Source organism: Paenibacillus oryzae, assembly GCF_001675045.1.
GTDB lineage: Bacteria > Bacillota > Bacilli > Paenibacillales > Paenibacillaceae > Pristimantibacillus > Pristimantibacillus oryzae.
Map to the genome: position 1 here is coordinate 1 of NZ_LYPA01000065.1, position 12,703 is coordinate 12,703.

Annotated in this window: 11 protein-coding genes; 3 read left to right on the forward strand and 8 right to left on the reverse strand. The window is 48.3% G+C overall.

Translation table 11 applies throughout. From position 1 onward, the window contains the following. Window positions 1–339: 339 nt before the first annotated feature. Window positions 340–594: a hypothetical protein gene (locus A7K91_RS26475; protein ID WP_156739597.1), complete on the reverse strand. Its 255-nt coding sequence runs from the start codon at window positions 592–594 to the stop codon at window positions 340–342. Between the two features lie 228 nt (window positions 595–822). Here A7K91_RS26475 and A7K91_RS16100 point away from each other — a divergent pair, with 228 nt between their 5' ends. Next, window positions 823–2,436, forward strand: a complete 1,614-nt coding sequence (locus A7K91_RS16100; RefSeq protein ID WP_068684542.1) for a xylulokinase — start codon at window positions 823–825, stop codon at window positions 2,434–2,436. Between the two features lie 37 nt (window positions 2,437–2,473). Here A7K91_RS16100 and A7K91_RS16105 read toward each other — a convergent pair whose 3' ends face one another. Together A7K91_RS16105 and A7K91_RS16110 are read right to left on the reverse strand one after the other, a co-directional pair. After that, on the reverse strand, window positions 2,474–2,917 hold the full coding sequence (locus A7K91_RS16105) for a GNAT family N-acetyltransferase (protein WP_245697569.1): 444 nt from the start codon (window positions 2,915–2,917) through the stop codon (window positions 2,474–2,476). A 296-nt stretch (window positions 2,918–3,213) separates the two neighbouring features. After that, the gene (locus tag A7K91_RS16110; protein WP_068684544.1) at window positions 3,214–3,789 is read right to left on the reverse strand and encodes an RBBP9/YdeN family alpha/beta hydrolase; all 576 of its coding nucleotides are present in this window, start codon (window positions 3,787–3,789) and stop codon (window positions 3,214–3,216) included. Window positions 3,790–4,097: 308 nt separating this feature from the next. Between A7K91_RS16110 and A7K91_RS16115 the strand changes: the two genes are divergently transcribed. Continuing rightward, window positions 4,098–4,841, forward strand: a complete 744-nt coding sequence (locus A7K91_RS16115; RefSeq protein WP_068684546.1) for a class I SAM-dependent methyltransferase — start codon at window positions 4,098–4,100, stop codon at window positions 4,839–4,841. Window positions 4,842–4,911: 70 nt separating this feature from the next. On the opposite strand, the gene A7K91_RS16120 is transcribed toward A7K91_RS16115, so the two are convergent. Further along, window positions 4,912–5,787, reverse strand: a complete 876-nt coding sequence (locus A7K91_RS16120; protein ID WP_068684548.1) for an AraC family transcriptional regulator — start codon at window positions 5,785–5,787, stop codon at window positions 4,912–4,914. Between the two features lie 18 nt (window positions 5,788–5,805). Then, window positions 5,806–6,930 (reverse strand): C45 family autoproteolytic acyltransferase/hydrolase, encoded by a 1,125-nt coding sequence (locus A7K91_RS16125; RefSeq protein WP_068684550.1) that lies wholly within the window; start codon window positions 6,928–6,930, stop codon window positions 5,806–5,808. Window positions 6,931–7,056: 126 nt separating this feature from the next. On the opposite strand from A7K91_RS16125, the gene A7K91_RS16130 reads away from it, so the two are divergent. Further along, on the forward strand, window positions 7,057–7,626 hold the full coding sequence (locus A7K91_RS16130; RefSeq protein WP_068684552.1) for an SF0329 family protein: 570 nt from the start codon (window positions 7,057–7,059) through the stop codon (window positions 7,624–7,626). 9 nt (window positions 7,627–7,635) lie between these two features. On the opposite strand, the gene A7K91_RS16135 is transcribed toward A7K91_RS16130, so the two are convergent. The 3 genes from A7K91_RS16135 to A7K91_RS16145 form a co-directional block, all read right to left on the reverse strand. Further along, the gene (locus A7K91_RS16135; protein ID WP_068684554.1) at window positions 7,636–8,115 is read right to left on the reverse strand and encodes an RNA polymerase sigma factor; all 480 of its coding nucleotides are present in this window, start codon (window positions 8,113–8,115) and stop codon (window positions 7,636–7,638) included. A 133-nt stretch (window positions 8,116–8,248) separates the two neighbouring features. Further along, window positions 8,249–9,466 carry an efflux RND transporter periplasmic adaptor subunit gene (locus tag A7K91_RS16140; protein WP_068684556.1) on the reverse strand — a complete coding sequence of 406 codons (1,218 nt, stop codon included), beginning with the start codon at window positions 9,464–9,466 and terminating at the stop codon, window positions 8,249–8,251. 76 nt (window positions 9,467–9,542) lie between these two features. Beyond that, window positions 9,543–12,653: an efflux RND transporter permease subunit gene (locus A7K91_RS16145; protein WP_068684558.1), complete on the reverse strand. Its 3,111-nt coding sequence runs from the start codon at window positions 12,651–12,653 to the stop codon at window positions 9,543–9,545. Window positions 12,654–12,703 lie beyond the last annotated feature (50 nt).

The window sequence follows — 12,703 nt, forward strand, 5'->3', positions numbered from 1 at the left end:
CTCCAAGTGTTCCAAAACGTCTTGAGCAGCTATCGCTTTTTACTGTAAATTTAAGGAAGCGTTATGGGTCAAGCGTAGACATCGATGACCTTTAGAAGCCTGTTTTTGCTGAATGTCCGCTTGTAATGGACATTGGTGTCCGTAAAACCCCAAAAATCCTGCTATATAAGCAAATTTGGAGCGATAAAGGACATGGGTGTCCGTTGCTCAAGACAAATCAAGTAATTTCAGCCTTTGACGGACATTAATGACCGGTAGGCAACAGATCAAGTTTACAATCATACCATTCCAAACTGTTGATTCCATAATAATTCATAAAAGACAAGGCATACAAGTTGTTTATTTCCTTATTTTGGAAGCATACACAGCTAAAATTGTACATGCAATAGCTAACGTGCCTATCGCCAGAAGACTGCCGCTCTCTTCATTAAACCAAACCAGCAGGCCAAGATTAATTAGCGCATGGAAAGAGGCGGACAGGAGCAGCCTTTTGCCTCTGGCATTACGAAGCAGCTCGCCGAGTATGACAGAAATGTTAAAGGATACAGGAGTCCGGGGCGAATCGGCACGGTCTCCAGACTGATCGTTCGTCATTCATCTGGCCTAACGGTAACGATTAACAATTTTTATTCCAGACGATTCTTTTTTGATGGGTTGAACTAATTCTTCATTGAAGCCCTCACAATGTGGGCGGATGCTGTCGTTTTACCCGTTGCTACACATGTTGTCAACGGATAGACTCTAAGTTAAACTAAAAAAATGGTATCATTTTCCTCACGTTCCGCTTATCCGAATTTCAAGCCTGAAAGGAGAACAGCCATAATGGACCACAATAGCAAGCAAAATATCATTAAGGGAGAAGCCTCGTTAGGCATTGAATTTGGATCTACGAGGATCAAGGCTGTTTTAATAGACAAGCATTTCAAAACCATTGCTTCCAGCAGCTATGAGTGGGAAAACCAATTGATTGACGGGTATTGGACCTACGATCTCAAGGAAGCGGTTAAAGGCCTGCAAGAAACCTATCGTGAACTAAAGCAAGCGGTTCAAAATCAATATGGCGTAACCTTGCAAAAAATAAGCTCGATTGGCTGTTCAGCCATGATGCAGGGGTATATTGCGCTTGATCAGGCCGGAGAGCTGCTGGTACCATTCCGTACATGGCGGAATGCCACAACGGAGACGGCCGCGGCCGTTTTAACGGAGAAATTCCGGTTTAAGATTCCTCAACGCTGGAGCATAGCGCATTTGTACCAGGCGATATTAAATGATGAAGAGCATGTCGCGAATATAGATTACATAACGACGTTATCCGGTTATGTTCATTGGCTGCTGACCGGAAGCAGGTCTCTCGGTTTAGGGGATGCCTCAGGCATGTTCCCGGTTGATCAATCCGCACGGCAATATAATGAGGAAATGATGGGGCAGTTCGACGAATTAATCGCCGACAGGGGCTACCGTTGGAGTCTGAAATCTATTTTGCCTAAAACTTATGCAGCAGGCGAATATGCGGGCTATCTTACTGAGGCTGGCGCGCGGCTTATAGATCCGTCGGGAAGTCTGCAAGCGGGTATTCCGTTGTGCCCCCCGGAAGGCGATGCCGGAACGGGCATGGTCGCTACGAATAGTGTCAAGCAGCGTACCGGCAACCTTTCCGTAGGCACGTCGATTTTTGCCATGTTTGTGCTGGAGGAGGATTTATCCGCGGTTTACCCTGAAATTGATATCGTGGCAACGCCTGACGGAAGCCCTGTCGCCATGGTTCTTGCCAATAACTGCTCCAGCGATATTAACGCATGGCTTGGTTTGTTCCGGGAGTTTTATGAAGCCATGGGGCTAAAAGCCGATACGAGCCAGTTATTCAGCGTTTTGTTCAATAAAGCGCTGGATGCGGATGCTGATGGCGGCGGCTTGCTGAGCTACGGCTACTATTCGGGCGAAAACATAACCGGGTTTGCAAAGGGGCGTCCGCTGTTTGTACGTTCTCCGGAAAGCCGCTTTAATTTGGCTAATTTTATGAGAACGCATCTGTTTGCCGCATTTGCCGCACTAAGGCTGGGAATGGATATTTTGACACAGCAGGAGCATGTCAGGGTTGAACGTATCTTGGCGCATGGCGGTTTGTTCAAGACACCGCTGGTTGGCCAAAAAATGTGTGCTGCAGCATTAAACGTGCCTGTTTCCGTGATGCCTACAGCCGGCGAGGGCGGCGCTTGGGGGATGGCGGTTTTGGCCTCTTATCTAGTGAATAAGGAGCCGGGCCAGCCTTTGGCCAACTTCCTTGCAACTAAAGTGTTCGGCGATGAAGCAGGACAAGAGGTAGCTCCTGACAACGCAGATGTGAAGGGGTTCAGCCTGTTTTTGGAGCGGTATGCAAAAGGGCTGCCCATTGAGGGGGCAGCGGTTGAGCATCTGATAGAAAACTTCAAGAAATGAACAAGGCTGCCGATTTCTCGACAGCCCGACCGAAGATTTACTTCGGCTGTTCAATGTATTTCAAATGCAGGATGGGGTAAGGGCGTCCTGCCCCGTCCGTCGAATCTTCACTGATAATTTCAAAACCGCATCGTAAGTAAAAGCCTGTTGCCTTTTCATTTTGTTTATTTACATCAACGGATGTGATCCCGAAATCATTGATTAATGTCCTCATAATCTGTTTCCCGTACCCCTTGCCAATTTGTTCGGGATCAAGAAACAGTGCCTCCAGGTGGTTTTCATTGATTGCGGTAAAACCAATGATAAAGTCTTCGTCATGCCAGAGACGCACATCCAGATGAGGAAAATATAAAGGCAGCTCTTTTTTGATATCCTCTTTATCCTTTAAGCTCAAAAAATGATGAGTAGCCATTACCGATCTTTCCCAAAGATTTATAATTGCCTCGTAGTCATTAACGTTGGCTTTTCTGTTTTGCATCATTTATTCCGCTCCTTATTCTTTTTTGTTTATCATCCTCCTTTCAGTGTTTTTTTGAAGATGGTGATGGTACCTCTCCAATTGAGATGCGGGTTCATAGTAACCACTCATTCCGTATTTATTAATAAATAGGCTGCGTCAATTAGGGCGTGTCTGAATACTCCGAGGGGTAGTGCCGATTTTTTGTCCCAAGCAAGGAAGTTTTGTGCAGGCTTACCGGGGGTAAGTCAAACAAAACTGACGCAGCAGGGGGCGAAAAGGCGGTGCAAGATGACCTCAAGCGGGTTTTCACACACGCCCTAGTTCATCATATCACGTAAAACATCATAGACAAAAGGAAGCTCGGTAAACCCGTCGCTATCCAGAAAGTGGCCGCCGCTTTCAACAGGGTAGAGGGCTGCATCGACCTCTTCGGCCAACTCCTTGCTAAAGGAATAAGGCACAATGGAATCATCTTTCGAAGCAATCACGGCACGGTTCGTTGTCATAGCTATCACTTGGCTATAATCAAGCTGTTCCTGAGTAAATTCATCAAGTAATTCCAAACCGGGTAATGATTTTGTGAAGCCGGATACCAAAATTAATCCTCCGATTTGTTCTTTCGGCGTTATCTGCAGCAGATGCTTCAACAATGCAACACAGCCTAAGCTATGGGCAACCAGATAGGTGTCTTTGGTTAGCGGTGCGGCATGTTGAGAGAGATAGTGAAGCCATTCGTTTAAGTTAGGAGATAGCGGGGCGGGCAATTCCAAAATATCCGCAGCTGCGCCATCCGCTGTCAGCTTTTCCTTTAGCCATGGGAACCAATGATTATCTGGCGTAGCCCCATAGCCATGAATTATAAAAACCTGCTTGCCGGTTTTGTTTATTTCCATACGGCTTCTCCCTCCTAAAAATGACTAAATATTGTAAGCTATGTTTATTATAAAAGGTTCAACTTTCGCGCACAAGTGCGTGTTTTCTGGAGAGTTGGGAAATCTCAATTATAACTAAGTGGTGTATTGTGAAAAATGGAAGTGGATGGTATGTTTTAGATATCTTATAAAAGGAGAGATGCAGTATGAAAAGTCTGTTCGTATGTCTTCAAGAAGAAGGTAAACAAAACGGAACATATAGAAGCTGCATGTATGCGATGAGGTATTGATGGGCTTCTGTGGTTCACAAAACACGGAGGTATAACGCGATGAGTATAAATAATTGGGAATCCTTTTTTGATCAGCATGCACCGCATTATATGAATAATGACTTTACAAAAAACACTCTTTCGGAAGTTGATTTTGTTATTGAGGAATTGAGACTTGCAGAGGGAAGCCGAATTCTTGATGTTGGCTGCGGGGCAGGAAGACATGCCGTTGAGCTAGCCAAGCGCGGATTCAAAGTCACAGGAATTGATCTATCGTCAGGGATGCTGGCGGAAGCGAAGAAGCTGGCTTCGGCAGCAAACGTTGATATTGAGTGGATTCATTGTGATGCTGTGCAATATACCCCGACCGAAACATTTGATGCGGCAATTTGTCTTTGTGAGGGTGCATTTGGTTTGGTTGGCAGAGATGAGGAGCCGCTGGAGCATGACATGGCAATTCTTAAAAATATCTCTGACGCATTGGAGCCAAAAGGGAGATTTATACTGACCACACTAAACGCCTATTCCCGGATTCGGAGCCTTGCTCAGGAGGAGGTAGATTCCGGACGATTTAATCCTTTAACAATGGTAGAGAATTGTATAGCTGAATGGGATTTGCCTGAAGGGAAAAGACAGGTTGAAGTTAAGGAGCGCAGATACCTCCCGTTCGAATTAAAGCAAATGTTTGCTCAGGCGGGACTTAAGGCCGAGAACATTTGGGGCGGCACATTAGGAAGCTGGAATAAGCGGCAAAGCATCGACCTGGACGCAATTGAAATTATGATTGTATCTGAAAAAGAATAAGGAAATGGGGGGGATTGCCGTTTGAAGGCAATCCCTATTTATGACGCGTCAGCTGCCTAATGCATCTTTTTTACTTAATCGGAATATACAAATCTATTTTGGATTCAGGGTGCTCGTATCCCAAAAATCGTTGATCGTATAGCTCGAAATCCTCTCGATCATCCATTTCCTCTTTTGTGTTGAGGCACCATGTTCCCCAAATGTAATGGAAGGTTTGAGGAAGCATGCGCAACGAGCCTGTATGAGTAAATACGGCGAATCGTCCCTCGGGAATAACCTTTTGCACAAAATGTGCCGGCAGCCCTTCAAAGGAATCGACCTCGATACCGGCAACCTCCGTAAATAACACCTCATCGCTCATGGAGTACAAGCTGTTTTCATGGCAAGCCTCGCAAATACCCAAGCCTCGTCCGGGAAGGGAGCGATTAGGGATTTGAGGGGAGAGGCTGTTGAATTGCTGCCAGAGCTCGGCCAGCTTATTATCCTTGAGAGTGGTTTGTCCTCTAATCCCGGCAACCTTTGTTTCGGCCAGCTCTACAATGGCTGGATGCACGGTCACATTGCACGTCAGATGCTCTAATAAACTTGCATGCAACTGGGTTTTGGAAGCTATAAACGTATCCAGTCGATTGATCCGATATTCCTGCGGGCTGACCTTATATACGAATTTAAATGCGCGGCTAAAAGACTCTGAGGTCTCAAATCCATTTGCCACCGCAATATCTATAATTTTGTTATTGCTGTAAAGCAAAGCTTTTGCAGCATTGGCCAAGCGTCGTTTCTTTATATAGCTGCCGATGCTTTCTCCTAAAATAGCGCTGAACTGGCGGTTCAAATGGTAATAGGAATACCCTGCGGCCCGAGCAACCTCCTCGACTTTGAGGTCATCGCCAAGCCTGTCCTCGATGTAGATAATTGCCTGCTCTAACGCGTGCCGGTAGTCCAAAATGAATCCCTCCGTTAGTCAGCTGTTGCGCAAGGATTGATAGCCAAACATCGTCTTGTCCGCATTCTCCATGCAAATCTGGATTGTCGTTGAGGAGTCTGGCATGACCTGCTTAATGTTATACGTTTGCCAGCCATTTTCCGCTCTGCCGCCCCAGCATAGCTCCATTATACCGTCCGCCGGAGAGAAGAGCATGCTTTTGGTTGTACCAAAATAGTCCTGAAAATAATGACAGCACAGCCCGTCCGGGTAGTTGGACAATAGCATATTTTTTAGCTGCTCACTGGTTATCTCCGAAGAGCCTTCCAACTGGGACGCAATCCACTCTCCCCGCCGCAAGGAATGAATAGAGGCCTCAGGCTCGTATTGAAGGAGTGAAGGAAGCACGGGATGATTGGTAGCCCAGAGGAATTGCTCCTGCGAAGCCGGGTTGATTTGTTTTGTTTCTTGAATGCCGTCCATCGTTTCAAACAAGGCGGCATTTCCGTTTTTATCCATAAGCATCAAATTGATATTGCTGGCGATAGGCATTTCTTTTAAGTAATGCAGCGCTTCTTCGACGTTTTTGCAGTTTTCCAAAACCGCCCGAATGGCCGCCCAGAAATGCAAACCCTTGATCTTTGGAGCACGCAGAAAAGGAGCGGCTCCAACGGGAAAGCCGCAAGCGCTCATCGTAACAGCGAGTCCATGCTCATTAAAGCCGTCGTCTCGCCCAAAGCTCATGGTGCTTGTACCCATATGCGTATATTTGCCTGTCACGGAGGTTCTGGCTAGCACAAAATCCTCCATCTGATGATTAAATTCATAGTTGCGGGCCAGCAATGGTTTATTTTGTGCGGTCAGCCCTGGCAGCACGGCAATTTGGCTGCAGCGCGGAATCAGATACGTCATGGCGTAATAAGCTATTTGTTCGGCATTTACGTTTAAGGCATCGGCAAAGCCGGCAATTTCTTCCGAAATGCCCGGGCACCACTCATCGAATAGCTTGACCGCATCCTTATATTGGGATTGGCCAAATCCTTCAAGAGTACGAAGGTAAGCCAGCTTATGCGCTGTATTTTCAGAAATAATGCGGCCCAGCTTATAGCCAATCTCGAAGTTTGTTCCTTTTAGTTCTATTGTATGAACAGGTATTGTTAACATGTTGTTCCCTCCTTTTTCTACAGTTTAAGGATAAAAGGGGAGGTTTACATGATATTTTCTGCTGTTATTTGCTCGACACTCAAGTATGATGGATAATAGAAGTAAAGAAAGTATAGGAGAAGAGATATGTCCTGGAGCAAGCTGAAGCAACAACTGGAGGGTTTTCTTAGTCCGGCGTTAGAGGGCAGGGTGGAATACCGCTCAACGAGCTACCGTTATTTGCCCGATAAGGCCGGGCTTTGTTATATTGCAGTCGATAAAAAGAACATCCTTAATATGAACGATGCCGCAAGCGGAATTACATGGTACCAGTCGGAGCTTGAAATAAAAAACGACCCCGGTATCCAAATTCCAATCAGCCTTGAAGAGATAGAGGCGATCAGAATAGAAACCAAAGGCGCCGTTCCGGAGGAACGCCTGAAGGTAATCGCCCGAGGCAGGAAAATAACGGGATATGCAAAGGAGCTTATGTTGGCGCAAGCCGCGTTAAGCAAATCCAATTTTACCGTTGCCGCTACTACGTTTTTATCCGCTCCTATCGAGAAAAGTCTGGAGAGCGGCGATATTCTATTGAATATTCTGGCTTTGGTGGACAGGCGGGTTGGCAAAAAGCGGATTCTGAATATGGCTGAAGCCATTAAGCTAAAGCATCCAAGCGTGCAATATTTTTATGAGCTAAGATTGAGTACGGTTTAGTCACTCGATTTATGAAATAACAGCGGTCCGGCGAATTCTATTCATGGCATGAAAAAGTGAAATGCGAATTTTTCCTTCGCTTTGATTGACCAGCCGGGCCGTCTCCTTGGTGGAATAGCCGTGAATCAATCGAAGCTCCAGTATTCGCCGATGCTCCCCGTTTTTGACTAGCGACACGATTTCGTTAATGCTCTCCTTCATTTCAAATTCTGGCGTATCGCGATGAAGAACGACGATTTCCGCCATCCACTCACGCTTTGGCCTGCGGCTGTGTTTCCGGTATTCGTCTATGGCCAGATTGCGCGCCGTTTTTCGCAAATAATACCAGAGCTTGTCCTCCTGAATCTCGACTTTGGCATTAAGAAGCCGAATGAAGCATTCCTGTGACAAATCCTCCGCATCCTCCGCATTATTGGTCAATCGGGCAAGATATCTTGTGATCTCTGATTTGTAGGCAAGATAGACTTGCCGGAACTCCGATTCGTTCATGATCGTACTAACGGCTCCTTTCAGCGCTAGCTCCGAATTCTATTTCCTTGAAAAAAATGTGCTGCGCCGACCGAAGCCGGCGACAGCCGTATCATCTTGTTAAATCAATTCCCGGTTCGCGCCGGCTGCTGTTCTATTGAGATGGCAGAGCGGCGACTTCGTTTTCTATCTTTTGTCCATCACTCAGCGAATGCTGGCCGGAAACAACTACGGTTTCCCCGGAGTTAAGCCCCTCCAGCACCTCCTGATAGCTGCCGTTAATCCGCCCAAGCTTCACCGCGCGCTTCACCGCCGTGCCGGCGTTCGATAGCATGACGAATGTGTCGCTTCCTTCTCGCACGATGCTGAGCGAAGGCACGGCAATGACTTCCTCCTCCGCTGCCGTTGTCAGCTCCACCTGTACGCGTGTACCGGGCTTCAGCGAACCATCCGAATTATCCGCCGTTAACTCAAGCGCGTACATTCTCGTTTTGGCATTAGGCACGGCTGCTAAATAGACGACCTTTGCTTTTTTCTTTGCCAATGCGTTGTCTGCATCATAATAAACAAGCTCTTGCTTGCCCCGGGCAAGCTCGGCTGCCGGTTCGCTCAGCTCGGTTTTGATCAAAAGCTGATTGACGTTTTGCACAACCGCAACTATGCTGCCAGCCGAGATGGTCATGCCTTCGCTTACCGCAAAGTCGGTTATCGTGCCGTCAGCGGGAGCCGCAATGTGATAGCTGTCCAGCTGCACGTCCGCCTGCTCGACAGCAAGCTTGGCTACATCGAGCTGCGATTGCAGCCCGATCAGCGAGTTTCCGTTATCGAAATCCGCAAGCTGCTTCCTTGCCGCATCCAGACTCCGTTGAACCGAATCAATCAGCTTTTGGTCTTCGTTATTGTTAGCCTCAATATATTGCTCCTTCAAGGTGTCGATATTATTCATCAAGGTTGCCCGGTTTATCGCGATGTCCTGCTTGGCGCTAGATAAAGCCTGTTCGGCGCTTGCCAGCCCCGACTCGGCGCGCTTGCGGTCAAGCTCGGCCAACGTCGATTCGAGCTGTATGATCACTTCGCCTTTTTTTACTTCATCGCCGTTTTGCTTGAGCACCTTGGAGATTTTGCCGGATGCCAGTGAAGGAATGTCCAGACGAACGGAAGCACTAACCTCAGCTACCTGCTCTCGCGGATCGCCCATACTGTGTTTGGCGACCTTCTCCGTTTTAATGACTGTTACATGCTGCGCCGCTGCCGGTTCCTCGGCCGATGGCGACGCAGATGAACAGCCTGCCGCTGCCAGCGCAAGCGAAAGCACAGCTATAGCTGTCACCTTGCTTCGCTGATTCCGCCGCTTCATGATACGAAAAAACATATAAGTCCAGCTCCCCTCGGTATTCATTGCGTTATTTACTGCTGTATGTCCTTAAGCTCAGTCATCTATTTATGCATTAGCCTTCTATTTGAGCGGGTTTCCCTATATTAACGGGTGTAGAGTTCTTTTTTCCTTTGCCTCTGCGGAAAAGCTTGTTGCTAATGGCTTCGAGCATCTCGTATACGACCGGTACAACGACCAGCGTAAGCAGGGTTGACGTAATCAAACCGCCAATAACGACGATTGCCAAGCCTTTGGAGATGAGCGTGCTTCCGCCCGCGCCCAATGCCAGCGGAACCATGGCCATAATGGTTGCCCCCGCCGTCATAATAATGGGGCGAAGCCGGACTCTTCCCGCCTCGACCAGCGCGTGGCGAACCGAAAAGCCTTCTTCCCGAAGCTGCTGCGCGCGGTCAAGCAGCACAATCGCATTGGTGACGACGATTCCGATCAGCATCATAAAGCCGATAAGCGTGGTGACATTAATCGACTCTCTCATAATCAGCAGACCGAGCAAGCCGCCGATAATCGCGAGCGGCAGAGAGAACAGGATGGCAAACGGCGTACCGGCGTTGCCGAAGCAAAGCACTAGAATGAAATAAACGATAGCTATCGAAATCGCCATTGCAGCAAATAACTGGCCAAAGCTCTCCGCAATATCCTCCGATACGCCCTTGATTTCCGTCGTTACGCCAGGCGGAAGCTCCAGCGCATCAAGCGCCGCGGCTGCTTTTGTGCTAACAGCCGTCTGATTGGCCGCATCAATGGTTGCCGTTATCGATACCACCTGTGAACGCGACTGCCGGCTTAAGGCTGCAGGCGACTGTATTTCCTTCACCTTGGCTACCTCTTGCAAATAAACAATCCCTGCTGTTGGGGATTGAAGAGGCATTCTGCCCAGCTTCTCCAGCGATCCCTTATCCTCGTCGCGCAGCTTAACGACAGTTGAATACCTGACATTATCCAGCCGGAGATCGCCCAAGCGCTGCTCGGCAATCCACATATGAACGGCATCTCTAACTCCGGCTGGCGTCAAGCCAAGCTCTCTCGCCTTCGTTTGCGACACGGCAATGCTTACCTCCATCTTCGCATCGCTCAGCGTATCGGTTATATGGGTCAGCTCGGGGAATTCTTTCATTTTTTCCTTGACGAGCTTTGCTCCTTGCTCCAGCAGCTGCTGATCGTCTCCTTTCAGCATATAGGAGAAGCTGGCATTGCTAATTCCCGAGCTGGCGGATTGCCCGGTAACCTCCGTGCCTTGCGGAAGCTGGTTTTTAATCATTTCCGTATAGGTATTCAACACGTCTTTAGTATCGCTTGTTTTATTGACCTCAGCTGTAATGGCCGTTCTGTATGGAACAGGGTCCTCGCTGCTTGCATAGCCGATCAACGACTCCACATAGGTGAACAAACGTCCGCCATCGCTGTCCGTTGCGTCCAGCAGCATTTGCTCGATTTCCGCAGTCTGCCGATTATTGCTATCCAGCGACGTTTCATAAGGGTATTTCACATCAAAATAGACCTGCTTGTCCTCATCGCTTGCCGGCATAAAGTTGATCGCCAGATTGGGCAGTGTGACTGCTATAGTGACAATCAGGATAACGAGCGATAGAAGCAATGTTTTTATTTTGTGAGACAAGGACCAGAGAAGCACCCGTTCATAAAATTGCGTTATTTTGCCGTCCTTGCCCTCTTCCTGATGTTTCATTTGCTTGCCGCTGCGCAAAACGAGCAGCTTCGTCGTCATCGGAATAACCGTGAGCGCGACCAGAAGCGAAGCAAGCAGGGCGCAGGAGACGGTCAGAGCGAAGGGGCGGAAAAGCTCGCCAACGATGCCGCCGACAAAAACCATTGGCAAAAACACGCCTGCCGTCACGAGAGTAGAGGACGTAATCGCCATCGCAACCTGGCGCGTTGCCAGAAGAATAACGGATTCGCCGCGCTCTTGAGCTTTTTCCAGACGGCTGAAAATATTTTCGATGACCACGATGCTGTCGTCTACGATTCGCCCAATGGCGATAAACATGCCGCCTAGCGTCATGACGTTTAACGTAATATCCAGCGTCGACATCATAACCAGCGTGATCAGAATGGATAGCGGAATGGAGATAAGAACGATGGCGGTCATCCGCACATTGCGAAGGAAGAGCAAAATCATTAAAGCCGCAAGTACAATTCCGATAAAGCCTTCCTTCAAAATACCGCTGATCGACTTTTTAACCTCGTCGGCCATATCAAAAATTTTCTGGAACGTAATGGCGGGCTGGCGCGCCTCCCAATCGCCAAGGACCGTATTGATTTCATTGGAAAAGTCTACCGCGTTTGCGCTGCTCGTTTTGTAGAGCCGAATGCCCAGCGCGGGCTGGCTGTTGAAGCGGGCGATAAATTTGGCCTCGTTGACAGCCTCGACCTCGGCAAAGTCCTTGAGCAGAACGGTCTGTCCCGAGCTTGTAACGAGCTCTAGGTTTTGGAGCCCGTAAATGCTGTTAAGATCGCCGGATACACGTGCCATCTGCGTCTTTCCATCAAATTCGACGGAGCCAACCGCTCCGTCCGTCAGCGCTGCCTGAATGGCGCCCGTAACCTCCATCGACGAGAGGCCGAAAACCGACATAGCATCCGCATTAAGCAAAATATCAAGCGAGGCATGGCTGACCCCGATCGAATCAATGTGGTCGATCCCGTTTACACTCTCCAGCGACGGCTTGATGCTGTCCTCATACAGCTTGTTCAGTTCCGTCTGGGACATTTCATCGCTGGCGTACAACGTTAAGTAATAAGCCGGCTGGGAGGAAAAACCAAACGTCAGCACCTTTGGCGTTGTTGAATCGGCCGGAAGCGCAACATCCTGCAGCAAGCCTTCAAGCTCCTGCTTTTTTTCCTTCGTATTTGTGCCTTGCTTGAACTGGACGGTGATGCTTGAAACGTTATCGCTTGATACAGAGCTGAGCGTATCAATGCCTTGCACGTTGGCGATTTTATCCTCGATCGGCTTCGTCACCTTTTCCATAACATCCTTGGGCGGTGCAGGATAAGAGGTTTGAATCATAACGACCGGATATGAAATATCGGGCAACGTTTCCATCTTCAACGTCGCCGTGGCGTACAGCCCCCCTCCTGTAAGCAGAACAATCAAAATAACCATTGCAGCCACTTTATTCATCGAAAAACGGATTAACCCATTCAACCAAAATCCCCCCTGCTCGCGTGTGTAACTCTATGTTAAACGCTCAGTAT

Coding starts and splice junctions, on each gene's coding strand:
- A7K91_RS16125 (WP_068684550.1), bottom strand. CDS start 6,930: ATGTTAACAATACCTGTTCATACAATAGAACTAAAAGGAACAAACTTC.
- A7K91_RS16105 (WP_245697569.1), bottom strand. CDS start 2,917: ATGATGCAAAACAGAAAAGCCAACGTTAATGACTACGAGGCAATTATA.
- A7K91_RS16110 (WP_068684544.1), bottom strand. CDS start 3,789: ATGGAAATAAACAAAACCGGCAAGCAGGTTTTTATAATTCATGGCTAT.
- A7K91_RS16115 (WP_068684546.1), top strand. CDS start 4,098: ATGAGTATAAATAATTGGGAATCCTTTTTTGATCAGCATGCACCGCAT.
- A7K91_RS16130 (WP_068684552.1), top strand. CDS start 7,057: ATGTCCTGGAGCAAGCTGAAGCAACAACTGGAGGGTTTTCTTAGTCCG.
- A7K91_RS26475 (WP_156739597.1), bottom strand. CDS start 594: ATGACGAACGATCAGTCTGGAGACCGTGCCGATTCGCCCCGGACTCCT.
- A7K91_RS16135 (WP_068684554.1), bottom strand. CDS start 8,115: ATGAACGAATCGGAGTTCCGGCAAGTCTATCTTGCCTACAAATCAGAG.
- A7K91_RS16140 (WP_068684556.1), bottom strand. CDS start 9,466: ATGTTTTTTCGTATCATGAAGCGGCGGAATCAGCGAAGCAAGGTGACA.
- A7K91_RS16100 (WP_068684542.1), top strand. CDS start 823: ATGGACCACAATAGCAAGCAAAATATCATTAAGGGAGAAGCCTCGTTA.